The sequence below is a fragment of the Pseudobacter ginsenosidimutans genome (assembly GCF_007970185.1).
Classification (GTDB): Bacteria; Bacteroidota; Bacteroidia; order Chitinophagales; family Chitinophagaceae; genus Pseudobacter; species Pseudobacter ginsenosidimutans.
The window spans coordinates 4,582,705-4,605,989 of the sequence record NZ_CP042431.1 but is presented as its reverse complement, the minus strand read 5'-3'; the positions used below and the strand labels follow the sequence as shown (position 1 = coordinate 4,605,989).

Sequence of the window (23,285 nt, the reverse complement as noted above, 5' to 3'; positions counted from 1 at the left end):
GTGATCAGAAATAACCCGGGTTTTGAATCAGCATTCCATTTTCCTGAATTTCCTTATCAGGGATGGGATAAAGCAACTGGAAATCGCCTCTCCAGGGCGCTTTCATGGGAATCTCCGGTAATACCACAGTGGCGCGCCCGGTACGTTTGAGATCGAACCAACGGTGGCCCCATTCGGCAAAGAGCTCCAGTTGTCTTTCCTTTTCGATGGCGAGGAACAATTCATCGTTGGATAAGGATTCCGGCAGATCCTCCAGCCCTGCCCTGTGGCGGATCACATTGAGATCATCGATAGCTGCGCTCAAACCATCTCCTGCGCCATGGGCCTGCGCTTCTGCGCGCACCAGGAACAATTCAGCGAGGCGGAGCACCATAAAATATTCTTTGGGACTGGTACTGGTAAAATTGTGATTGCCCAGTTTGTATTTAGCGGGGAACCAGGAAATGACAGGCGCCTGGCCTGCCTCCGAGTTATTCGTTTGTGCTACCCAGTTATCCCGTCGCTTATCTCCGGCTTCGAATGTATTCAGCAACTGATCGGTGAGTCTGAAATTGGCGATCCTCACAGAAGATGTCACTGTTTGCATTCCATAAGGAGTGGCATTCCCCATCCTGGTATTCTGGGTGGTTTGTTTCAGTTGCCAGATGGCTTCTTTGCTGGTTGCCAGAAAACTTTTGTTCAGATCTGTTTCCAGCTCGAATATTTGTTGCTGGCGGATCACTTCACTGGCCATTTCATAGGCGCCGGTGTAATTCTTCGTGTAGAGATAAACCCTGGACAGCAATGCAGCAGCAGCCCACTTGTTCGGTCTTACGCGTTCTCCCTTGCCGGTTGAAAAATCATCGCGCAGGTTTTGCCAGGCATCTTTCAGATCGCTGATCACCTGATCGTACACTTTTGCAGCCGGTGTTTTTTCCATGGCAATGGTCTCGTGGAAATTCACCGTCAATACCAGGGGTACATCCCCATAAAAATTCACGAGATAGAAATAGGCCATCGCCCTTACCAGTTTTGCTTCGGCAGTCAGTTCTTTCCTGGCTTTGGCGCTGAGTTTGGAAGAGGTGGAAGCAGCTACGCCTTCCACAATCGAGTTAGCTCCATAGATACTGCTGTAAGCGGTAGTCCACATGGCATCGCTGCGGGCCCTTCCCTGTATTTTGAGATTGTTGGTGGCATGTTCATAAAAGTCAAGGTCGCCGCTCAGGTTTGCGTTATAATAATCACCACCAGACAGGCTGCCCAGCAGGCTTACGAGGCCGGCAGACCAGCTATTCAACGCAGCGCTTTGCGTTTGTGTAGTACTGGCACCGTTGATCATCACGGAGTAGATGCCAGCCAAAGCACCTTCCGCCTGGTTATCTGTTTCAAACATCTGTTCAGTGGAAATACTGTGCTTTGGCGGGGGTATCGTCACCAGTTTTTTGCAGGCTACCGATAGCGGCAACAGCAGGATCAACAAGTAAATCTTTTCGTTTATTAATTTCTTTCGCATATCCGTTGGGTTTAGAAGTTGAACTGAAGAACCAAAGCAAATGTCCTTTGTACCGGTTGGGATACGGTAGCCAATCCATAACCACCCAATCCTTTGTACCTGGAGAAGGTGTAGATATTGTTGGCATTGACCGATACGCTGGCACTTTGAAACCCTGCTTGTTTCAGTAATTTCTGAGGCAATCCCCAGGCAACGGAAATATTATTGAGTTGCAGGGAGGAGCCATCGATGATGCCTGCATCCGAGTTGCTGATAATTCCGATACTTTGTGTTGATGCTTTTCCATAAGCTGCTATATCACCCGGTTTCTTCCAGTAGTTCCTGAGCAGCTGGTCAGGAATATACACCTCTCCGAAAGCGCCGGGGTTGACGGACAGCAAAGGATCAACCATCAACATTTTCGCGAAGGCGAAACCCAGGGAAAAAGAAAGATTTTTCCAGGCAACTGAACTGCTGAATCCCCCGTTGAATTTGGGCGTTTTATCAAAGACTACATAACGGTCGTTACCCAATCCACCAGGTCTGCCATTACCGTTGCTCAGGGAGCCATCTTTGTTGTAATCTTCAAATCTGTATTCCCCTGTAAGAGGATCCACACCCATGTAGTGGTACAGGAAATTCACGTTCAGGGATTCACCGATCCTGTAACGACTGGCATGCCGTGATTTGTCGAGGTTTGGATAAGCCAGCAACCTGTTCCTGTTGAATGCAATATTGAAGTCTCCTCTCCAGGTGAAATTTTTTCGTTTGATGATGTCGCCTCCCAATTGTATCTCAACACCTCTGTTTTCAACCTTTGCGGGAGAATTGGTTACCACGAAACTGAAACCCGTATATGAGCCCACCGGCTGACTGGTCAGTTGATTGTCACATACCTGGCGGTACCAGGAAACAGACAGCATCAGCTTGTTAAACAATTCAAGCTCCGTTCCCAGCTCCTGTTTCGTAACCGTTTCCCATTGAAACAACTGGTTGACCGCATGCATCGGGGCATAAGGCCGCTCACCGTTGTAATCATACAACTTGGATGAACTGCTGCTTCCAAGCTGTGTTCCCCATTGCGACAGGTACTGGTATTCACTGACATTATCGTTTCCTGAGAGTCCGTAACTGCCTCGCAGTTTGAAGAAATTGAGAAAGGAGGGAATATTTTTCTTCCACCATTCTTCTTCAGACAGAACCCAGGCAAAGCCAATTGAGCCGAAATTCCCAAATTGCTTTCCAGGCCCGAACCGCGATGAACCATCGCGCCTGCCATTGAGATTCAGGATATATTTTCTGTCCCACCTGAAATTGATCCGGCCAAACACTGCGTTGTACCGGTAGAGGTTTGTTCCTTCCACGATATCTTTCACTGCTGCGTCAGCAATACTGCCGAGCAGGTTATCATTGGTATATCCGGCTCCATAGAGACTCATGTAGATGGTCTTTCTTTGCTGGATACTTGTTCCTACCATTACATCCAATTGACCTCTTCCCAGGTTGGTGCCGTAATTGATCGTTGGATCTGCATTCCAGTTAGATGAAGTGGATCTTCCCATCAACACTGAACCGGTAAGTCCGGTCTCCAGCGGACTGAGTGAAGCCAGTGGAATGAGTATATCATTAATAGACGACATACTGCTGTAACCGGCAGTCACCCTTAATGATAAACCTTTAGCAATGGCATATCCTGCATTGAAGGAAGAAGTAAAAGAATTCACTTTTGTAATGCCAGGTTGAAAAAGTGATGCGAACTCATACCTGGCAATACTGCCCAGGCCATGGAATGGAGCATAGTTGGGCTTTCCATTGCTGTCGAGAATAGCAGGTGCATTGGGAGCAAGCTCTGCAACAGGCATTCTTGCCGCTTCCGTAAAAGTATAAATATAACCAGTGGTCAAACCCATATCCAGCTTGCCATCTGAGCTTTTATGATTGTAGGAAAAATTAATATTCAGCACTCCATTCTTGTCTGGCCCCTTATTGATTGTTCTCAGTGTATTATAAGAGGATGATAAGCGGAAGGAATTCCTGTTGTCACCACCAGACGCAGCAGCCATCACTCTGGTATTGGCGCCGGTCTGATAGATTTCCCTGTTCCAGTCGATATACCTGGTAGTATCCCAGAGTACAAGATCGGGTGCATTCTGCTCAGTTGGCCCGATGCCGTCGTTACGGAGTGCTTCCCTCCTGAGATTGAAATAGGTTTCCCTGTCGATCATTTTCGGATAGCGCGCTATATCTGTGAACTCCTGGTTCAGCTGGACGGTAAAAGTTGTCTTTCCCGGTTGTGCCTTCCTGGTAGTAATGATCACTACACCATTGGCGCCCCTCGATCCATAAATAGCAGTGGCATCGCCGTCTTTCAATACTTCGATACTTTCAATATCCTCAGCATTCATTCCAAAGAAGATACTTTGCCCGCCAGTGAATGAACCTCCTGCCTGAACAAATCCCGGAGAGGTTCCAACATCATACTGCGTGCTGCCGGCTCCATCAAGTATTGTTCTGATCACACCATCAACAATATACAGGGGCTCACCCGAGAATTCACTGTTCAGAGAACTTCTGCCGCGGATCTCGAGCTTAACAGGCGCTGAAGGATGACCGTTAGTGATCACGGCGGTCATGCCCGGCACCTTTCCCTGCAAGGCAGCAAGCGGATTGATGGCAGGTTGCCTGCGCAACTCTTCACCACTCACACGGGAGATATTGCCGGTAGACAATCTTTTACTGGTAACACCATAGGCCTGTACTACTGCCGCATCGAGATCGCTCACCGCCGGCCGGAGTAATACCATCATGTTCCGGACTTCCGGCTGAAATCTGCGAACGATGGAAGTATATCCTACCATGGAAAAAACAATACTGTCATCGTCCTGAACTTCCCTGATATGGAATTTCCCCATGGCATCCGTCTGTGTACCCTTCCTGGTGCGCCCCAGCATCACGGTAACACCCAGCAGCGGCGTTCTCGTTTTTTCATCAAGCACTACTCCCTGCACGCCGGTTTGAGTAGGATCCGTCAATAGGGATGCGGGTTTCGGCTTATCCTCTCTGCGCACCAGGATAGTGGAACCGATGATGGAATGCGAGAACGGATGCCCCTGCAGCACCTGCTGCATGAAAGCATCAAGAGGTTGCGCCTTCGCATTCACCGTTACTTTGATGCTTGAATCGATCTGACGGGAATTGTAGAACACATCATAGCCGGTTTGTTTCCTGATCTCATTGAATACTTTCTGAAGTGTGATATTCTTTGCCTGCAGGCTGATGGTTTGCGCATGGGCGAACTGTACCAGCAATAACAGGAAACTGACGATCCCCCATTTGGTGAGCTTTGTAAAAACTTGTATCCCTGGCGGGTCTACAGTCCTGAGGCTTTTGCGTAGTAAGATTCTGTTCATAAGTTGTTTTGGTTGGATGACTGTCGGAGCGTGAGCATAGCTCCGCCACCTGCTTGTCAGCATTGGCCGTAACTGCCAGACAGCACATCGATCTTACAATGATTTGGAATTATTTTTTGAGCAGCCGGGATAAGGTTATGGTAGCACTATCAACTTCCTTCCTTCTGTTCTGAAGTGTACGCCCATGGTCTCAAGAATGCTCAGTGCCTGTTTCAGCGTGTAATCCCGTCTGAGCATACCCGTGAAGGCAAGATCAGGAACACCGCGTTCATAGATCACATCCACATCATACCACCGGGCGAATTGACTGAGTATTTCGTCTATCGGGGTAAAACTGAACTGGAATTTTCCATTTTTCCAGGCCACAGCCATGTCTGTGTCTGCATGGGGAACAAGTTCCATGCCCTTGCTGCTGATCATCGTTTGCTGGCCTGGAAGCAGCGTAAACGATTCCTTCTGATGGTTCATCCGGATGCTGCCCTGCAGCAGACTGGTGTAAATACCCTTGCCATCTTCGTAAGCATTTACATTGAATACCGTACCGAGCACCTGTATCATTGCCTTTCCATTCACATCCACTACAAAGGGCATCGATTTGTTGGCAGCCACTTCAAAATATGCCTCTCCGGTAATGGTAACCTTTCTTTCATTACCTGTAAAACTGGCCGGGAACCTGATGGAGCTGGCTGCGTTCAACCATACTGACGTGCCATCCGGCAAATCGATATGGAATTGCCTGCCTCTGGGCGTGGACAGTGTATTGTACACAATTGCTGAAGCTGGTTTTTCTTCTGGCGCATATACCACGCCGTTATCATTCAATATTACTTTCGAGCCATGTTGAGTGGCAATCACACCGCTACCGGAACTGTCGAGCAATATCTCTTTGCCATTATCAAGAGTAAGGATGGCGCCATTCCTTCCGGGTGCAATATCCTCTGCAGTAGCAGTCTGTACAGGGTTATCTGTGTTCGTGCCTGTTCCCGCATACCAGAACCAGCCCGCGCCTGCTATCAGGAATATCACTGCTGCAGCGATCCAGCGCTTGCGGGTAGCCAGCATGTAGATCAGCTTTCCGCTTTGCGGCTCATTCATCCCGTTTTCCATTTTTTCCCAGTTGGCATCCACCAACTGTTTGCGCTCACCTTCACTCATACCCAGGTCCGCCTCCTGCTCGAAAAGCGAATAATATTGCTCCACAAACTCCTTCTCTTCCGGAGAAGCGGTACCTTTCGTATAGCGTGTCAATAAGCGCTGTAATTTCTTCATGCCATGATTTTATTTGCCTGCGCAGGCTTCTTTTATATAGCCACAAAACAGGGAAGGAACTCCCAAAAGATTTAAAAAATATTTTCCAGGTCAGGAATAATGCGTGGTGATCAGCGCAGCAACAAATTGAAGGATGCGGGGCTTCAGCTCGTTCAATGCAGTTCCCAACTGGTTTTGAACGGTCTTTTGTGAAATGCCCAGCTTCTCGGCGATCTCTTTGGTGGATAATCTGGATTGGATATGCAGCAGGAAGATCTGCCTGCGTTTTTCCGGGAGTGTTTTTGCAAAGGAATGGATCAGGTCCAGCAGGTCTTTGGAAAATAACTGAAGGTCTGGCTGGTCCCTGTCCTGCAAGATCTCATGAAATGGTTCGAAGAACTGGTAGCTGATCTTTGTCCGCGATAAATAATTGATGGCTTCATACCGGGCAGCCGTTCTGAGATAGGCTTCAAGATTGTCGACAGACAGTTTTTCTTTGTTCCTCCACAGTTTGAAGAATACTTCCTGCACCAGGTCTTCCGCCTTTTGTTTGTCTTTAATACGTTTGAAAACAGAGTTAAAAAGTGGGAACCAGTACTTACGGTAGATGGTCTCAAATGCAAGCCTGTCGCCCTCTACTAGCATTTCCAGCAACCTGGCATCCGGGTATGGCAGATCCATTGACATTACTCAATAGCAGTTAAGGAAGTAATAGGATGGAAGAAGGAAAGGTTGGCTGATGGTGAACTAAAAGTAGAATTTTTTGGGAATAAAACAACAAGGGACCTTTATAAGGCCCCTTGTTCAAACTGAAAACAATTTAATAAGTTGATTATTTCTTCACCACAATTCCATTCAGCATCGTCGCTGCCAGAAAATCAAGATGCTTCTCCACATAGGCAAAATTATCCTCCAGGAAAAGCCGCTGGCCTATCGCGCGCATAGTCATGTTCGTTACTTTGGTCCAGACGCTGATCTCTTCGTCTGTCATCTTCCGGATCTCTCCCCTTTCGATCCCATACAGCACCAGGTTGCGCAACAGGTTCTCCATGTATACATCGCGTTCCTTGCCGATATTCTCCATCAGCGCAGGGTTCTCCATCACATCCGCACGGAATACAGAGAACTTATCGATCTTCTCCCTGATAGATCCAAAGATGGTAGTGAACATCAGCCTGAATTTTTCAGGAGCGGATTCCACGGAGTTCATCTTTTCCTCCGTCATACAACGGGATTCATCCATATCCTCCGCCACTACTGCTTCGAAGATCTCCTCCTTGGTCTTATAATAATAATAAAGTGCGCTCTTTGATTTTCCGATCGCACGGGCAATATCCTCCATCGTGGTCTTCTTGAAACCAAAACGGCCCAGCAGCTCAGCTGCCTTCCTTAAGATCTCTTCCCGGACCGGGTCTTTTACAACTTGACTATTCGACATTTTTAGTCAGATTAGAATTATTACAAAAATACCGAAATCCCAACAGGCCCGAACGCCGGCACGGGGAAACGTAGAAGATATTCTATGTTTCTGTCGTGTATCGCTCATTATTTATTGTATATCAAACATGTACGCATACCACCCAGGGTGCCGCCCATCCAGGCTCATGGTAAGTTTTACGCCTTTTCACATTTCCCTAACAAACTTTTTGACCATTTGAGTAAAATAGTCGAACGAAGATATTACTTTTGACTTTTAAACCAAAATAGTCGAATATTCATGGAACAATTAATTCTGGATACTGCCTACCAATGGTTCACCACTCAGGGAGTGCAATCCTTCACCATGGACGACATCGCATCACGGTTGGGCATGTCGAAGAAAACGCTGTACCGCTATTTCGTATCCCGTCAGGAACTGGTGGAAAAAGTGGCGAACAGACTCTCATCAGATTATGAAGCAGCGATGGTGACTGTGGATGAAAAGCCGGTTGATAGTCTCAGGAAACTGCTCGGCTATATCGGTACAGTCCTCAACTATTGCAAGAAGATAAACCCAGTATTCTTTACAGACCTGCGCAGGCATTACCCTGTTCAATGGGTAGAGCTGAACAAGAGCATGGAGAACACCATCGGCTCACGTATCATCAGAACATTGGAAACCGGCATCCAGGAAGGCATCTTCCGTGGCAACCTGCATCCGCAACTGGTGATCGCCATTTGGCAGCAGCACCTCGCTACGGATTTTGAATTCGCCTCCAGGCTTACCAACGATTATTCAAAGGACGAAGTTTTCCGCCAGGCCCTCTACCTCTTCCTCTACGGAGTGGTAACACCTGCTGCTATTCCTTCACTGGAAGAAGAGCTGAGCTCTTTCACGAATAACACACACGAACAAACGCAGTTACATACTCACCAATAATATCCCGATTGCTTGCTTGATGCCATAAGGCAGGAATTATTTCATACAACAATCATGAACATGAAACCGAAAATGATTCATTTCCGGAGAGCAGCCTTTGTGTTGCTATTGCTGACAGGTCTTGCACCTGTTCTGCAGGCTCAAACGCAGTCGCAGCTCCCCTCTCCCTTTACCCTGAAGAACGCACTGGAGTTTGCTTTGGAGCACAAATCCAATGTAAAGAAAGCAAAGCTCGATGAAGAGAACAGCGGGCACCAGATCGCAGAAGTGAGAAGCCGCGCGCTTCCCACCGTTACCGGATCAGGCAGCCTTTCCTACAATCCCATTCTTCAGCTGAGCGCTGTTCCCGGCGAACTGGCAGGACAACCGGGCACTACACTGCTGATCCCATTCGGACAGAAATGGAGCAGCAGCGCTGCCATCTCTTTACAACAAAATCTTTTCGACCAGAGCGTATTCACCGGGCTGAAAGCAGCAAAGACCACACAGGAGTATTACAAGATCCTCAGCACGCTCACCGATGAACAAACCATCGAACAGGTGGCCAGCAATTACTACCAGGTACTGGTTCAACGCCAGAAACTGGTGGTGATAGACAGTAATATCGCTACTACCACGCGTGTGAAGGAAGTGATAGAAGGTCAATATAAAAATGGACTGGCCAAGAAGATCGATCTGGACAGAACCCGTGTGAACATCTCCAACCTGCAGGCGCAACGCCAGCAGATCCTGAACGCCGTTCAGATCCAGGAGAACACATTGAAGTTTTATATGGGTATGAATATCGCCACGCCAATTGATATTCCTGCCGCCGCATTCGATAATATCGAACCTTCGTTCCAGTTGGCTGCATCAAATCCGGATGTGACGAAGCTCACGGATTATCAACTGCTCAAAAAGCAGGAAGTGCTGCTCAACTTTCAGAAAGACGCTGTGAAAGCGGAGTACTATCCCACCCTCAGCCTCAATGGCAACTACGGTTACCAGGGACTGGGTAATAAATTCCCGATCGGTACCGGCAAGCCTGCCGTGAACTGGTTCGATTATGCATCAATCGGTCTCAACCTGAAGATCCCCATCTTCAACGGCTTCGCAACACGTTCACGCGTAAGACAGGCGGACGTTGATATCCGGAAAGTACAGGAAGACCTGAAGAACACCGAGCTCAGCCTGAACCTCGCATTCGAAAATGCGAGGACGCAGATCTCCAACAGCATCATCACACTGAACAATCAGAAAGAGAATGTGGAGCTCGCCCGGGAAGTATACGATAATACACGCAACAACTATAACCAGGGACTGGCGCCGCTTACAGACTTACTGGATGCGGAGAACAGTCTTACTACAGCTCAAAATAATTATTCATCCGCCCTGCTGGACTACCGCCTCGCGGAAATACAACTGATCAAATCGCAGGGAAATTTAAAATCACTCTTAAACTAACAGAATATGAAAAAGATAACTCGCATACTCCTGGCGGTAGTGCTGATCGGCGGTTCCCTCTTTCTGATCGCAAGTGTACTGAAGAAGAACAAACAGAAATCGGAAGAGAAAACTGCCGTGGTGGCGCAAACGAATGCTACTGTAGCAATACGCGTGAGCCCCGTTGTTAAATCTGCTCCCGAACTGGACGTGATCGCAAACGGCAATTTCGCGCCTTCTCAGGAGCTCAGCTTCTCTGCTGAAAAAGCAGGTCGTGTTGTGAATGTACTTGTGAAAGAAGGAAGCCATGTTTCCAAAGGACAGGTGCTGGCCACCATCCGTGTTGATCAGCTCAATGTAGACCTGTCCAGCGCAGAAGCAGCATATCAGACAGCAGTAACCGATTTTGACCGGTACAGCAATGCCTTCAAAACAGGTGGTGTAACACAACAGCAACTGGACCAGGCCAAGCTGCAACTCAGCAATGCCAGGGCAAAGCTGGACGCCAGCAGGATCAACCTCGGTGATGCCAGCATCCGCGCCAGTATCAATGGGATCGTGAATGCAAAATATATCGAGCCCGGTTCAGTAGTGGCTGCCGGAACCAAGCTCTTCGATATCGTTAATGTAAGCACGCTCAAACTGATGGTGACAGTTAACGAAGCACAGGTAGCCAATCTGAAAACAGGCAGGGAAGTGAATGTGAAAGCCAGTGTATTCCCCGGAACAGCGTTCAAAGGCAATATCACTTTCATTGCTCCAAAGGCAGATGCCAGTCTCAACTTCCCGGTTGAGATCACCATCGCCAACAATCCCGGCCAGCAATTGAAAGCAGGTATGTACGGCACAGCCGTATTTGATTTCCCTGACCAGGCTGCCACCATCATCGTACCACGCACAGCATTCGTGGGCAGCGTGAGCAGCGGTGAGATCTTCATTGCAGAAAATGGCACAGCCAAATTGAAAAAAGTAACAGCGGGCCGTGTATTCGGCAACCAGGTGGAAGTGCTCGACGGATTACAGGAAGGTGACCAGGTGATCACCAGCGGCCAGATCAATCTGGCAGATGGCACTAAGGTCAGTGTGATCAAATAGACCGGTACCCATTGTTGCAGACTTAATCATTATTACATGAAACTGGCAGAAATATCAATCAAACGTCCATCCCTCGTGATCGTGTTGTTCACGATACTCACGCTGGGTGGGTTGTTCAGCTATTCCTTGCTTGGTTACGAACTGATCCCGAAGTTCGATACCAAAGCGATCACCATCGTTACCACCTACCCCGGCGCTTCGCCTGGTGAGGTTGAGAATACGGTAACCAAAAAAGTGGAAGATGCGGTAGCATCGCTGGAGAATATCAAGAAACTGGAATCAAAATCGCTCGAAAGCGTATCGCTTGTTACTATCCAGCTGCAATCAACAGCAGACGCGGATTATGCACTCAACGACGCACAAAGGAAGATCAACGCCATCCTGAAAGACCTTCCGGATGATATCGATCCTCCTTCTCTGAATAAATTTTCGCTCGATGATCTTCCTGTTGTAACACTTTCCTCTTCGGCCAATATGGACGAGAAAGAGTTCTTCGATCTCATCGATAAAAGGGTAAGTCCTGTTTTGTCGAGGCTGGAAGGTGTTGCGCAGGTAAACCTGATCGGTGGACAGGAAAGAGAGATCCAGGTGAGCCTGGATGCGGACAAACTGAAAGGTTATGGCATTTCCGTGCCACAGGCGCAACAGATGATCCTCGGCTCCAACCTCGACTTCCCTACCGGTAATGTACAAACGCGGGAGCAAAGTATCCTGGTAAGATTATCAGGAAAATACAAGACCATCGAAGAATTACGCAACCTGGTGCTCACTTCCAATAATGGCATCCAGGTAAGACTGGGAGATGTGGCGGATGTACAGGATTCGCAAAAGGAAGTGGAAAAGATCAGCCGCGTGAACCAGGAGAACTCTATCGCCATCCAGATCATCAAACAGTCCGATGCCAACGCGGTGGCGGTATCTGAAGGCGTACAAAAACAGATCGCACAACTGGAGAAGGATTATGCGGCAGTGGGTCTGAAACTGGCCATCGCGAACGACAGCTCCGTGTTCACACTCGAAGCAGCTGACTCGGTGGTGCATGACCTGCTGATCGCGGTACTGCTGGTGGCATTCGTGATGCTGTTCTTCCTGCACAGTCTGAGGAACGCGATCATTGTGATGGTGAGTATCCCTGCATCACTCATTGCTACTTTCATTGGTATGGCGCTGTTCGGATACACACTCAACCTGATGAGCCTGCTGGGCCTTTCTCTCGTGGTTGGTATCCTGGTGGATGACGCCATCGTGGTACTGGAAAATATCTACCGGCACATGGAGATGGGCAAGAACCGTGTGCGTGCCGCTTATGAAGGCACGAAAGAGATCGGCTTTACCGTAACTGCCATCACACTTGTGATTGTAGTAGTGTTCCTGCCGATCGCATTGAGCACAGGTCTTGTTTCCAATATCATCAAACAGTTCTGTGTGGTGGTGATCATCTCCACCATGTTATCGCTCCTCTCTTCGTTCACCATTGTACCCTGGCTGAGCTCGAGGTTCGGTAAACTGGAACATATTACAGGCAAGAATATTTTCGGAAAGATCATCCTTCGTTTTGAAAAAGGATTGACCTCTTTCACACACTGGATCACCAATATCCTCAAATGGAGCCTGCACCACAAACGTGTTACGCTGGCCCTGGTACTGGTGCTCTTTGTGGGATCGCTTTACATGGTTGGCGGTGGCTTCATCGGTGGTGAGTTCTTTGCGAAGAGTGATCGTGGTGAATTTTTAGTGCAGATCGAAATGCCGAAGGATGCCGCCATCGAGCAGACCAACCAGATGACGCAGAAAGCTGAAAAATTCCTGCGCAATAAAATGGAAGTGGTAGACCTCATCACTACCGTTGGGCAGACCAGCGAAGGATTGGGTGCATCTCAATCCACACCCTATAAATCGGAAGTGCTGGTAAAGCTCGTTCCCAAACAACTCAGGACAGACGACTCTTATGTATATGCCGCCAAAGTGAAAAGGGAATTGCAGCAGGTACTGGTAGGCGCAAAGATCAAGACCACACCGATCGGTATGCTGGGAACAGCAGACCAGGCGCCACTTGCGCTGGTAGTGACCGGCTCTGATCTTGACAGTGCAATGGTATTCGCCAACGCGGCCATGGCCGAACTGAAAAAGATCAGGGGAGCTACCGAGATCAAGCTTACCGTTGAATCCGGAAACCCCGAGATCAATGTGCAGGTGGACCGCGATAAGATGGCCAGTCTAGGACTGACCTTACAAACCGTAGGTCTTACCATGCAAACAGCCTTCAACGGTAATACCGATGGTAAATACCGCGCCGGTGAATACGAGTACGATATCAATATCCGTTACGGAGCTTTCAACCGCAGCAGCATCGATGATGTGCGCAACCTGGAGTTCACTAACGATAAAGGACAATCGATCAAGCTATCGCAGTTCGCCACCATCACGGAATCATCAGGCCCCAGTCAGCTGGAGCGCCGCGACAAGAGCCCTTCGGTTACAGTTCAGGGTCAGACCGTGGGCCGCCCGAGCGGAACCATCGCATCTGAATGGCAGAAAGCCTTCGAGCAGATCCGCAAGCCAACTGGTGTGAACTGGATCTGGGGTGGCGATATGGAAAACCAGAGTGAAGGTTTCGGTACGCTCGGTGTAGCGCTACTGGCCGCTATCCTGCTGGTTTACCTGGTGATGGTAACCTTGTACGATAGTTTTGTAACGCCATTCGTGGTATTGTTCTCTGTGCCGCTCTCCTTTATCGGAGCCCTGCTGGCACTGGGATTGACCAATAACTCACTTAACATCTTCACCATCCTGGGTGTGATCATGCTGATCGGTCTGGTGTGTAAGAACGCGATCATGATCGTGGACTTCGCCAACCACAGGAAACAGGCCGGTGAAGATACCTTCAATGCATTGATCCAGGCCAACCATGCAAGGTTGCGCCCGATCCTGATGACCACCATCGCGATGGTATTCGGTATGTTGCCGATTGCGATCGCTTCCGGCCCCGGCGCCGAATGGAAGAATGGTCTGGCATGGGTGATCATCGGCGGTTTGATCAGCTCGCTCTTCCTGACACTGATCATTGTACCTGTGATCTACGCCATCTTCGACCATTGGGGAAACAGGAGAAGAAAGAAAAGGAAACAACAAAAATCGATAGAAGAATTAATGACTGAAGACTATGTGCCCACCGAAACCGAAGATGGTTTCACCCCTGTGCATGTAGTGTAAGAAAGGAATTGTTTCAGCAAGGCTGTACACAACCGGCATGGCAAAATATCGGTTGTTGTTTGGGGTTATAAGAAAAGGCCGTCACCTGGGGAGGTGGCGGCCTTTGTTTTATTGACAGAAAAGGCTTTATTTGTTGACGCATTCAATCAAGCCGCCATGAAACTGAACTGTTTTTTACTGATACTCTTCTGTATCCCCGCCCCTGTGCTGCATGCACAAACCTCGGCCGGGTATTCTTTTCCCAAAAGGATCATAGAAAATCTCCAACTGGATTCTAACTCCTGGAAAGAGCAGACAGCATCCTGGGAATTCTCTTTCATTGGTGAATACGAAGAGAGTCTATCGCTGGCGGATTCCCAGTTCAAAGCGATGAAGATGCCAAGGGGTTTGTGGCTGGATCAACAATCAAAACTGGCGCAATACAAACCGGTTGAGGCAAAGCAGTATATCATTGAACGTGCGGCCAACGAAAATATCATCATCATCAATGAAGCCCATTACCAGCCCCTGCACAGGATTTTCACCACCAGCCTGCTGCGCGGCCTGTATGAAAAAGGCTATCGTTATCTTGGACTGGAAGCCCTCTTCGGATTGGATACTGCCCTGAACCGCCGCGGTTATCCGGTGGGCTCCACTGGTTATTATACGCAGGAGCCGCAGTTCGGCAATCTCATTCGCGAAGCATTACAGCTGGGCTTTATCATTTTTGATTACGAGTACACCGATGAGGAATACGACAGGGAATTGGGGCAGGCAAAGAATATCGCAGCCTTCATGGAAAAACATCCAGGCAAATACCTTATCCATTGTGGTTATGGTCATGTTGAGGAAAAAGAGGACCAGCAGCAACGGATGGCCATGGCCGGGCATTTGAAAAAGATCACAGGAACAGATCCGCTCACCATCAACCAGGATGCGCTGACGGAACATTCAGCGCCCTTCTTCGAAGCAGCGGATTATCGTCATATACAGGCTGCCTGGCCTGCTGTGCTTGTGAATGAAAAAGGGGAAACCTACAATGGCATTACAGGAGATCATTTGTACGATATCAGGCTGTTCCATCCGCAAACCTCTTATCTCCACGACAGACCATCCTGGTTATTCAACCTGATGCCCGGCAGGATTGCATTTCACCCTCCAGCCAAAAAACTTACTATCGGTTATCCTGTATTGGTTTTTGCCTGGCCTGCAGGAGAAGATATCGATACGGCAGTGCCGGTTGACATCATCCTGATGCGGAACAGAAAGGAGCAACGCGCATTGTCGCTGAAAGCCGGACAATACACCATTCAGATACAAAATGAAGATGGTAAGAAGCTGCAATGGCAGCAGCTTGTTCAGTAAATCATCAATACGCCGGCCATGCCCATTTGAGGAACACAGGCATTGCCTTGGCCCAGGTTTCCACATCGTGCCTGCCATCAGGCAACTGAAGGTATTTCAGATCCTTTCCTTCCAGGTATCCTTTGTAATACAATTCGCGCATGCAGTCGATAGTATCATCGATGGTATCGATCACGCCATTCTTGTTCCTGTCTTCCTTTTCATCCTGCTCTCCTACTTCGAAGAAGAAACGTTGTCCGGGATGATATACGCCTTCACGGATCTGGCGATGCATGAGGCGGTCGCGGTATTGATTATAATCTTTTTCTGTTTTGTCTTTGCTTCTCCACCAGAGTGATCCGGAGAAAACGCCGGCTGTGCTGAACACGCGTGGATTGTTCCACACGAGGTCCAGTGCACTGAGTCCGCCGAGGGAGAAACCTGCAAAGGATTTTTCTCCGCGCACCATCATCGGGTAGCGGTAGCAACAATATGGGAGTAATTCTTCGAGAATGAATTGCTGGTACAAAGCGGCTTTGGCGCCGCGTCCCTTGAAGTCGACTGAATGGATCATGCCGTATTCGTTGATACGGTCTTCGCCACAGTGGATGGCTACTACCATGATGGGCCTTACCTGGTTGCCGGAAAAAAGTTCATGAAGGATCTTTTCCAGACCGATAGCCTCCATATCCTGCCCGTCATTCAGGAACAGCACTGGCACTGATGCTTGTGCTGCGGGAACAGGGGGAATGTAGCAATTGACCTTAACCGTTCTTTCCAGGACATCTGATGGTAATGTAACCGTTTCTACCATCACCCCGGTACTGATAGCTGTATCCATAACGCGTCAAAAATAGGCATTCCGATTTGTTTTTATGCCCCGGTTCCGATAAATTTGGTTACCACTCTGCCCTTTTCATTTTTTAAACCCAGCGCTTATGAAAAAGATCGGGATACTTTTCGGTAAAGAAAGATCATTCCCCATGGCTTTTATCGAGGAGGTGAACAAACGGCAGGTGGATGGTATCATGGCCGAACCAGTGCTGATAGATAAAGTGGTTCAGGGTGCCGCCGATGAATACACGGTGATTGTGGACCGTATCTCGCAGGATGTTCCTTTCTACCGCGCCTTTCTCAAGAATGCCGCCATCTGCGGCACAGCCGTAATCAACAATCCTTTCTGGTGGAGCGCCGATGAAAAATTCTTCAATAATTGTCTTGCAGTGAAAATCGGAGTGCCTGTTCCCAAAACAGTGATCCTCCCCTCCCATGAGCTGCCTCCGGATACCAGCAATGAAAGTTTCAGCAACCTCGTCTACCCGATGGACTGGAAAGGCATCTTTGATTATGTGGGCTTTCCCGCTTACATGAAACCCTTTGCAGGCGGCGGCTGGAAGAACGTATACAAATTGCACGACATGGATGATTTCTTCCAGAAGCACAAAGAAACCGGGCAACTGGTGATGCTGTTGCAGGAAGAGATAATTTTCGAAGAGTATTACCGTTGTTATTGCATCGGAGGAAAATATGTTCGCATCATGGGATATGAACCAAGAAATCCGCATCATTTAAGATATACTCATAACTTTACTCCTTCAGCAGAACGTTTACAACTGATGGAAGACATCGTGCTTCGCCTCAATCAATTCCTCGGATATGATTTCAATACCGTTGAACTGGCTGTGAGAGACGGTATCCCCTATGCGATCGACTTCTGCAATCCCGCACCGGACGCAGACCTTCCGAGTGTAGGAGAAGAAAATTTCAACTGGGTAGTGGAAACAGCCGCCACCTATGCCATCGAAAGAGCATTGGCACATCAGCCACACAGGGACAATCTCACCTGGGGGGAATACCTGAAAAGAAGTGTAACGAAACAGTTATTATCACATTAGCCACATGTCAAATATTTCATACAACCAGTTTACCCTTGGCATCGAAGAAGAGTACATGGTCATCGACCCTGTTACGCGCGAATTGAAGAGCCATGAGCAGAAGATCGTAACAGAAGGTCAGAAGGTGATCAAAGACAAGGTGAAAGCCGAGATGCACCAGGCCGTAGTAGAAGTAGGGACCGATATCTGCGCCAACGTGGATGAAGCCTATAAAGATGTAGCCCAATTGCGTAACACCATTGCCGGTATTGCCGGTGACCTCGGTTATCATATCGGCGCCGCAGGAACGCATCCCTTCAGTCATTGGGAAAGCCAGCTCATCACAGATCATGTCCGTTACAGTGAGCTTGTGAATGAACTACAGGAAGCTGCACGCAGCAACCTCATATTCGGGCTGCATGTGCATGTTGGCATGGAGAGCCGCGAAATGGCCAATCATATCGCCAATTCCACCCGCTATTTCCTGCCGCATATTTATGCACTCAGCGTGAACTCACCTTTCTGGGAAGGAAGGCAAACAGGTTACAAGAGTTTCCGCACCAGGGTATTCGACAAATTCCCACGTACAGGTATCCCCGAAACCTTTGACACCATCGAGGATTACGATAATTATATCAAGCTGCTGGTAAAGACCAATTGTATCGATAATGCCAAGAAGATCTGGTGGGACCTCCGCGTGCATCCTTTCTTCAATACCGTGGAATTCCGCATCTGCGATGTGCCCATGACCGTTTCCGATACCATCGCCATCGCCGCTTTATTCCAGGGAGTCTGCGCCAAGATCTACAAACTCAGAACACAGAACCTCAATTTCATTCAATACAGCCGCTCTCTCATCAACGAAAACAAATGGCGCGCCAGCCGCTATGGACTGGATGGACGCCTGATCGACTTCGGAAAAGAAGAAGAAGTGAACACGCGTGTGCTGATCAATGAACTGCTGGACTTCATCGATGATGTGGTTGATCCGCTCGGCAGCCGCCATGCGGTGAATTACGTGAGCAAGATCATGGAACACGGTACCGGAGCTGATCGTCAGCTCGCCGTATATGAACAATCGAAGAACCTGGTGAGTGTAGTGGATTATATCCACTCGCAGTTCTTAGCGGACACCTGATGTTTCTTTGATGAATCTTATCACGCCATTCATGAACACCTGCTGATCATCCCACATGCTGAGATGACTGCCATTGGGGCAATGCAGGTATTGCCCGCGTTTCACCTGCGTACTCATCCAGCGCATATGCTCCGGGTCCATCGTATCATGCGTAGCGCCTACAGTGAGTGTGGGTACTGTGATCAGGGGCAGGTCTTTCTTCCTGTCCCAGTTTGCCAGGCGGCCCGAAATACCGAACTCGGAAGGCCCCTGCATCAGCGTATATACAGCAGCGTTAACATGCTTCAATGAGCGGTTCACCGGATCGGGCCATTCTTTCAGCCGGCAGATATGTTCAGGATAGAAATATTGCATCAGCAATCTTGAGTAAGTGGGATTGCCATAATCATTCGCTTTTTCCAGTTGCAGGATGGTGTCATAAACAGGCCGGGGCAATTGCTGCGCCAGCACTTCTTTTGAGTATTCATCGTAATCAGCACAACTGGCCATCATATTGCAGATGATCAGCCCTTTCAGGTGCTGCTGGTATTTCAATGCATATTCCATGGCCAGGAGACCACCCCAGGAATTGCCGAGCAGGAAGAAATTGGAACTGTCCAGTTTCAAAGCGCTCCGTACCTGCTCCACTTCATCAACAAAACGGTCGATGGTCCAGAGGCTGCTGTCCGTTGGCTGATCGGAATAATAAGAACCCAGCTGATCGTATTCATAGAATTCGATATTCTCTTTGGGGAAGAAACTTTCAAACGCTTCCATGTACTCATGCGTCATGGCCGGCCCGCCATGCAGCAGCAATACTTTGATGGCCGGATTATTACCGAAGCGTTTGGTCCAAACCTTGAAAGTTCCCTTTGGCGTTTGCACCGGGATCATGCGGATCCCCGCTGTAAGCACGCCTGTATCGCCTGTATTGAAGTAGCTGCACGGCGGGGTAGCCGTATGATCGTTCATGCAGGCAGTAAAGCCGGTACAGGCCAGGCCGAGCAGCAGAACAGCAAGCAGTTTTCTCATAAAGGTTGTTTTACCCAATTTACTCAATCGGCGGCGCACCGCATACTGCCTAATCAAAAAATCCTTACTTTCCGGTACGCATTCATTTCAAACGGACAATTATGAGAATCATCTACGCCTTGCCACTCCTCCTGCTGGTCACCTGCAGCGCTTCCAAAGAAAAGATCGACCTGCTGGTGCATCATGCCATCATTTACACCGTAGACAGCAGTTTCAGCACTGCCGAAGCCATGGCCATCAAAGACGGTAAAATACTGGAAACAGGCTCCAATGAAGCCCTCCTGAAAAAATATGAAGCGAATGAAACGCTGGATGCAAAAGGACAATTCATCTACCCGGGCTTCATCGATGCACATGCGCATTTCTATAGTTACGGCCTCGGCCTCCAAACCGCCGATCTAACGGGAACGGATAGCTGGCAGGCCATCACCGATACACTTCGCTCCTTCTCCCAATCACATCCCGATGGCTGGCTGATCGGCCGCGGCTGGGACCAGAACGACTGGGAAGAGAAAGAATTCCCCGACAATGAAGCACTCAACACTTTATTCCCGGACCGTCCTGTATTGCTTTCCAGGATCGATGGTCATGCTGCCATCGCCAACAACAAAGCCCTGCAGATGGCCAATCTCAAACCCGGCATCATCATCACCGGCGGAACTGTGGAAGCCCGCAACGGCAAGCTCACGGGCATACTGGTAGATAATGCCATCGATCTCGTAAGCCGCATCATTCCGGATCCTTCAGCCCAACAAATAAAACAGGGCCTGCTCGATGCACAGCAGCGTTGCTTCGCCATGGGCCTCACCACCATCGACGATTGCGGCCTGCCCTACCAGGTAGCCGAAATGATGGACCGTCTTCACAAAAGCGGTGAGCTCAAAATGCGCCTCTACGTTATGCTCAGCGATGGCAAGGCCAATTTCGATTACCTCTTCGCCAAAGGCTCCGTCAAAACCGATCGCCTCCATATCAACGGCTTCAAAGTGTATGCCGACGGCGCTCTCGGATCCCGCGGCGCCTGCCTGCTCAAACCCTACTCCGACAAACCCAACTGGAGCGGATTCCTCCTCAGCGCCCCCGAGCATTTCGACTCCGTTGCCAATATCCTCTACAACAAAAATTTCCAGATGTGCACCCACGCCATCGGCGACTCCGGCAACCGAACTATCCTCAACACCTATGCGAAATACCTCAAAGGTCCCAACGATCGCCGCTGGCGCATCGAACACGCCCAGGTAGTGAACAAGGCAGATTTCGCTCTCTTCGGCCAATACAGCATCATCCCCTCCGTACAACCCACACACGCTACCAGCGATATGTACTGGGCAGAACAACGCCTCGGCCCCGACCGCGTCCGCGGCGCCTACGCCTTCAACGACCTCCTGAAACAAAACGGCTGGATCCCCCTCGGCACCGACTTCCCCGTTGAAGACATCTCCCCTTTCAAAACCTTCTTTGCCGCCGTCATCCGCAAAGATGCCAAAGGCTGGCCCGCCAATGGCTACCAGATTGAAAATGCACTCAGCAGAGAAGCTGCACTCCGCGGCATGACCATCTGGGCCGCTAAATCAAATTTTGAAGAAAAGGAAAAAGGCAGTCTGGAGAAGGGGAAGGTTGCAGATTTTGTGCTGCTGAATGCTGATATAATGAAAGCGGCAGAGGGTGAGTTGTTGCAGGTGAATGTGCAGAAGACTTATGTGAATGGAGAAAAAGTGTTTGAAAGATAAGCTTGAATTTTTGGGGGCGGATTCGGGGTATGAAAAATACGGCTGGCGAAATGAACCGCCGCGGGAGAATATTATTTGAACTTTGGTGGGGGAAGATGGGGCGGAGGAAATACTCATGAACTGCTTCGCTTATATTTCGAGGCCGATTTTTCATACACCCTCACCGCCAGTGTCGTTGTGAGTGCATCACCTGTTTCTCCCTGATAAGGCTCCGCACATTCTCTGCAAAGGGGGAAGGGATGGGGGTAACGGGTGCATCATTGATTAGGAAACTCAGGCCAGGGGTCTCTGATATTCAAATATTCATTCCAAATATCTTCATCAGAAGAGGCGGATTTCAAATCTTCACGGCCGGCTGTTAGCCTTTCATCAACCATACAAGGCAAAATCATTGAAGCGTAAAGGTTATTGAATAATCAGTCCTGAAGTGCTGCACATGCCGGGACATGCGCAACGGGAGATGGTCTTTTGAGGCCTTCAAAATATAAGCGAAGAAGACCAATAGTAATATCACAGCCCTTTCCTCCCCCACCAAAGCTCAAATAATATTCTCCCGCGGCGGTATATTTTACAGCTGCAAAAGACCATCTCCCGTTGCGCCTCAAAAGACCATATCCCGGTGCGCCCCAGGGCTTACTGGAGAACTTTGCGTGAAAGGGCATTTCGGCTATCTGTTGGCGTTGTGATTTTAAGGCCAAGGAGATTTGTTATCAGCGCATATACATGAACGTTTTGGAAGGTGCTGATGGTCCTGCCTGACCGGATCTGCGGACCCCAGGCGTAGAAACTGGCATGCATTTCCTTATGACGGTAGGGATCATAACCGTGACGGCCGGGAATCGGCCGGCGATTGCCCCAGGAGAAGATCCTGGGATAGCGCGGAACGATCAGGATATCACCGATGCGGCCATAGCGGTCGTTTTGGGAATTGTATTTCCAACGGCGCGGTGTGGAAGAAGTGAGATAGACATCATAGCCGTTCGCAGCCGCTTTCAGTTGTTCGTACTGAGATTGGATTTCCTGGGGGTTCTTGCTTTTGGAATAGAGATGGATGGTCATGTCGCCGACTGTGATCCAGAATTTGGAGGTATCCGCAGCAGGCGGCTGCAGGGTGTTAACGGTATCTACAGTGCTCATGCCGTGATCGGAAACGAAGATCACATTCACGGGAAGTTTTGAGGAATCGATGATAGCCTGCAGCTGACCGATCGTTTGATCGATGAGCTGAACGGCGGCAGCGGTCTCCGGCGCATCAGGACCATGCTCATGCGCTTCGTGGTCCACTTCGGGAAAATAGAAAGTGATCAGGTGAGGGCGTTTTTCGTCGGGCAGCAACAACCAGTCCCTGACAGCAGCGAGGCGCTCAGGCATCGCGATCTCCATTCCGTAATGATACCAGTAACTGGGACGGATACCCTGTACCGGCGCTTCGGAACCTACCCAGTAGAAACTCGCTGAAAGCAGCTGCTGTTTTTCGGCCAGCACCCAGAGTGGCTCACCGCCATACCAGATGCTGTCTGTTACTTCTTTGATATTGCCGATGGAATAGCGGCGACGAAGAGAAGGATCGAAGAAGGTATTGTCCACCAGTCCATGATGCGCAGGATACATACCCGTTGCCAGGGTATAATGATTGGGAAAAGTGAGCGATGGAAAGGCCGGGATCATGGATTTGGCGCGAACACCGCCACTGCTCAGCCTTTGCAGGTTCACCGCATTGAACTTTTGCATGTAGTTGTAACGGAAACCATCAGCCGATATCAGGATCACATAGGGCTTGTTGTATTGGGCAGGACTGTTCTGGCGGCCGGGCACCGTTTGCTGTTCTGTATTCTGTTTGGGTCTCTGCTGCGCCAGGAGAGGGCTTCCTGCAAACAGCAGCAAGATGGACCAGCAAATTACTTTAGAGAATTTTCCCATGTTTCCGGCATTTCGATTGTCAAATATTCAAAATATTTGCATGCACCGGGAATTTAGTGGCTGCGAAAACG

General features: G+C 49.2%; 16 protein-coding genes. 8 read left to right on the top strand and 8 right to left on the bottom strand.

What is annotated here, in order from left to right; genetic code table 11:
* Positions 1 to 4: 4 nt before the first annotated feature.
* The 5 genes from FSB84_RS18155 to FSB84_RS18135 all read right to left on the bottom strand — a co-directional run bounded on the left by FSB84_RS18155 (position 5) and on the right by FSB84_RS18135 (position 7,567).
* Positions 5 to 1,492 (bottom strand): RagB/SusD family nutrient uptake outer membrane protein, encoded by a 1,488-nt coding sequence (locus tag FSB84_RS18155; RefSeq protein ID WP_130539332.1) that lies wholly within the window; start codon positions 1,490 to 1,492, stop codon positions 5 to 7.
* A gap of 11 nt (positions 1,493 to 1,503) precedes the next feature.
* The gene (locus FSB84_RS18150) at positions 1,504 to 4,881 is read right to left on the bottom strand and encodes a SusC/RagA family TonB-linked outer membrane protein (RefSeq protein ID WP_158643989.1); all 3,378 of its coding nucleotides are present in this window, start codon (positions 4,879 to 4,881) and stop codon (positions 1,504 to 1,506) included.
* Between the two features lie 135 nt (positions 4,882 to 5,016).
* Entirely contained in the window at positions 5,017 to 6,150 is a 1,134-nt protein-coding gene (locus tag FSB84_RS18145) for a FecR family protein (protein ID WP_130539330.1), read from the bottom strand.
* Positions 6,151 to 6,240: 90 nt separating this feature from the next.
* Positions 6,241 to 6,816, bottom strand: coding sequence for an RNA polymerase sigma-70 factor (locus FSB84_RS18140; protein ID WP_130539329.1), 576 nt, complete (start codon positions 6,814 to 6,816; stop codon positions 6,241 to 6,243).
* Between the two features lie 145 nt (positions 6,817 to 6,961).
* Positions 6,962 to 7,567: a TetR/AcrR family transcriptional regulator gene (locus tag FSB84_RS18135; RefSeq protein WP_130539328.1), complete on the bottom strand. Its 606-nt coding sequence runs from the start codon at positions 7,565 to 7,567 to the stop codon at positions 6,962 to 6,964.
* Positions 7,568 to 7,846: 279 nt separating this feature from the next.
* On the opposite strand from FSB84_RS18135, the gene FSB84_RS18130 reads away from it, so the two are divergent.
* From FSB84_RS18130 to FSB84_RS18110, 5 genes are all read left to right on the top strand, one after another.
* On the top strand, positions 7,847 to 8,488 hold the full coding sequence (locus FSB84_RS18130; protein ID WP_130539327.1) for a TetR/AcrR family transcriptional regulator: 642 nt from the start codon (positions 7,847 to 7,849) through the stop codon (positions 8,486 to 8,488).
* A 60-nt stretch (positions 8,489 to 8,548) separates the two neighbouring features.
* Positions 8,549 to 9,931, top strand: a complete 1,383-nt coding sequence (locus tag FSB84_RS18125) for a TolC family protein (RefSeq protein WP_207234182.1) — start codon at positions 8,549 to 8,551, stop codon at positions 9,929 to 9,931.
* 6 nt (positions 9,932 to 9,937) lie between these two features.
* On the top strand, positions 9,938 to 11,005 hold the full coding sequence (locus tag FSB84_RS18120; RefSeq protein ID WP_130539325.1) for an efflux RND transporter periplasmic adaptor subunit: 1,068 nt from the start codon (positions 9,938 to 9,940) through the stop codon (positions 11,003 to 11,005).
* 36 nt (positions 11,006 to 11,041) lie between these two features.
* Positions 11,042 to 14,218 (top strand): efflux RND transporter permease subunit, encoded by a 3,177-nt coding sequence (locus tag FSB84_RS18115; RefSeq protein ID WP_130539324.1) that lies wholly within the window; start codon positions 11,042 to 11,044, stop codon positions 14,216 to 14,218.
* Positions 14,219 to 14,374: 156 nt separating this feature from the next.
* Entirely contained in the window at positions 14,375 to 15,562 is a 1,188-nt protein-coding gene (locus tag FSB84_RS18110; protein WP_130539323.1) for a hypothetical protein, read from the top strand.
* A 4-nt stretch (positions 15,563 to 15,566) separates the two neighbouring features.
* Here the strand turns inward: FSB84_RS18110 and FSB84_RS18105 are convergent, their stop codons facing one another.
* A complete protein-coding gene (locus FSB84_RS18105; protein WP_130539322.1) occupies positions 15,567 to 16,382 on the bottom strand; it encodes an alpha/beta hydrolase in 816 nt (271 codons plus the stop codon).
* 97 nt (positions 16,383 to 16,479) lie between these two features.
* Here FSB84_RS18105 and FSB84_RS18100 point away from each other — a divergent pair, with 97 nt between their 5' ends.
* Both FSB84_RS18100 and FSB84_RS18095 read left to right on the top strand, forming a co-directional pair.
* On the top strand, positions 16,480 to 17,436 hold the full coding sequence (locus FSB84_RS18100) for an ATP-grasp domain-containing protein (RefSeq protein WP_130539321.1): 957 nt from the start codon (positions 16,480 to 16,482) through the stop codon (positions 17,434 to 17,436).
* Between the two features lie 4 nt (positions 17,437 to 17,440).
* Complete coding sequence (locus tag FSB84_RS18095; protein WP_130539320.1) at positions 17,441 to 18,553, top strand: carboxylate-amine ligase; 1,113 nt, start codon at positions 17,441 to 17,443, stop codon at positions 18,551 to 18,553.
* Here the strand turns inward: FSB84_RS18095 and FSB84_RS18090 are convergent.
* Positions 18,539 to 19,564 (bottom strand): proline iminopeptidase-family hydrolase, encoded by a 1,026-nt coding sequence (locus FSB84_RS18090; RefSeq protein ID WP_130539319.1) that lies wholly within the window; start codon positions 19,562 to 19,564, stop codon positions 18,539 to 18,541. The two genes, FSB84_RS18095 and FSB84_RS18090, sit on opposite strands and share 15 nt — an antisense overlap.
* Positions 19,565 to 19,665: 101 nt before the next feature.
* Here FSB84_RS18090 and FSB84_RS18085 point away from each other — a divergent pair, with 101 nt between their 5' ends.
* Positions 19,666 to 21,294, top strand: a complete 1,629-nt coding sequence (locus FSB84_RS18085) for an amidohydrolase (protein ID WP_130539318.1) — start codon at positions 19,666 to 19,668, stop codon at positions 21,292 to 21,294.
* Between the two features lie 633 nt (positions 21,295 to 21,927).
* On the opposite strand, the gene FSB84_RS18080 is transcribed toward FSB84_RS18085, so the two are convergent.
* On the bottom strand, positions 21,928 to 23,214 hold the full coding sequence (locus tag FSB84_RS18080) for an alkaline phosphatase family protein (RefSeq protein WP_130539317.1): 1,287 nt from the start codon (positions 23,212 to 23,214) through the stop codon (positions 21,928 to 21,930).
* Between the last annotated feature and the right edge of the window lie 71 nt (positions 23,215 to 23,285).

What these genes read in the sequence shown, in the direction of transcription:
- FSB84_RS18155 (WP_130539332.1), bottom strand. Translation starts at nt 1,492, where the DNA reads ATGCGAAAGAAATTAATAAACGAAAAGATTTACTTGTTGATCCTGCTG.
- FSB84_RS18100 (WP_130539321.1), top strand. Translation starts at nt 16,480, where the DNA reads ATGAAAAAGATCGGGATACTTTTCGGTAAAGAAAGATCATTCCCCATG.
- FSB84_RS18090 (WP_130539319.1), bottom strand. Translation starts at nt 19,564, where the DNA reads ATGAGAAAACTGCTTGCTGTTCTGCTGCTCGGCCTGGCCTGTACCGGC.
- FSB84_RS18135 (WP_130539328.1), bottom strand. Translation starts at nt 7,567, where the DNA reads ATGTCGAATAGTCAAGTTGTAAAAGACCCGGTCCGGGAAGAGATCTTA.
- FSB84_RS18145 (WP_130539330.1), bottom strand. Translation starts at nt 6,150, where the DNA reads ATGAAGAAATTACAGCGCTTATTGACACGCTATACGAAAGGTACCGCT.
- FSB84_RS18140 (WP_130539329.1), bottom strand. Translation starts at nt 6,816, where the DNA reads ATGTCAATGGATCTGCCATACCCGGATGCCAGGTTGCTGGAAATGCTA.
- FSB84_RS18080 (WP_130539317.1), bottom strand. Translation starts at nt 23,214, where the DNA reads ATGGGAAAATTCTCTAAAGTAATTTGCTGGTCCATCTTGCTGCTGTTT.
- FSB84_RS18105 (WP_130539322.1), bottom strand. Translation starts at nt 16,382, where the DNA reads ATGGATACAGCTATCAGTACCGGGGTGATGGTAGAAACGGTTACATTA.
- FSB84_RS18125 (WP_207234182.1), top strand. Translation starts at nt 8,549, where the DNA reads ATGAAACCGAAAATGATTCATTTCCGGAGAGCAGCCTTTGTGTTGCTA.
- FSB84_RS18120 (WP_130539325.1), top strand. Translation starts at nt 9,938, where the DNA reads ATGAAAAAGATAACTCGCATACTCCTGGCGGTAGTGCTGATCGGCGGT.
- FSB84_RS18095 (WP_130539320.1), top strand. Translation starts at nt 17,441, where the DNA reads ATGTCAAATATTTCATACAACCAGTTTACCCTTGGCATCGAAGAAGAG.
- FSB84_RS18115 (WP_130539324.1), top strand. Translation starts at nt 11,042, where the DNA reads ATGAAACTGGCAGAAATATCAATCAAACGTCCATCCCTCGTGATCGTG.
- FSB84_RS18110 (WP_130539323.1), top strand. Translation starts at nt 14,375, where the DNA reads ATGAAACTGAACTGTTTTTTACTGATACTCTTCTGTATCCCCGCCCCT.
- FSB84_RS18085 (WP_130539318.1), top strand. Translation starts at nt 19,666, where the DNA reads ATGAGAATCATCTACGCCTTGCCACTCCTCCTGCTGGTCACCTGCAGC.
- FSB84_RS18130 (WP_130539327.1), top strand. Translation starts at nt 7,847, where the DNA reads ATGGAACAATTAATTCTGGATACTGCCTACCAATGGTTCACCACTCAG.
- FSB84_RS18150 (WP_158643989.1), bottom strand. Translation starts at nt 4,881, where the DNA reads ATGAACAGAATCTTACTACGCAAAAGCCTCAGGACTGTAGACCCGCCA.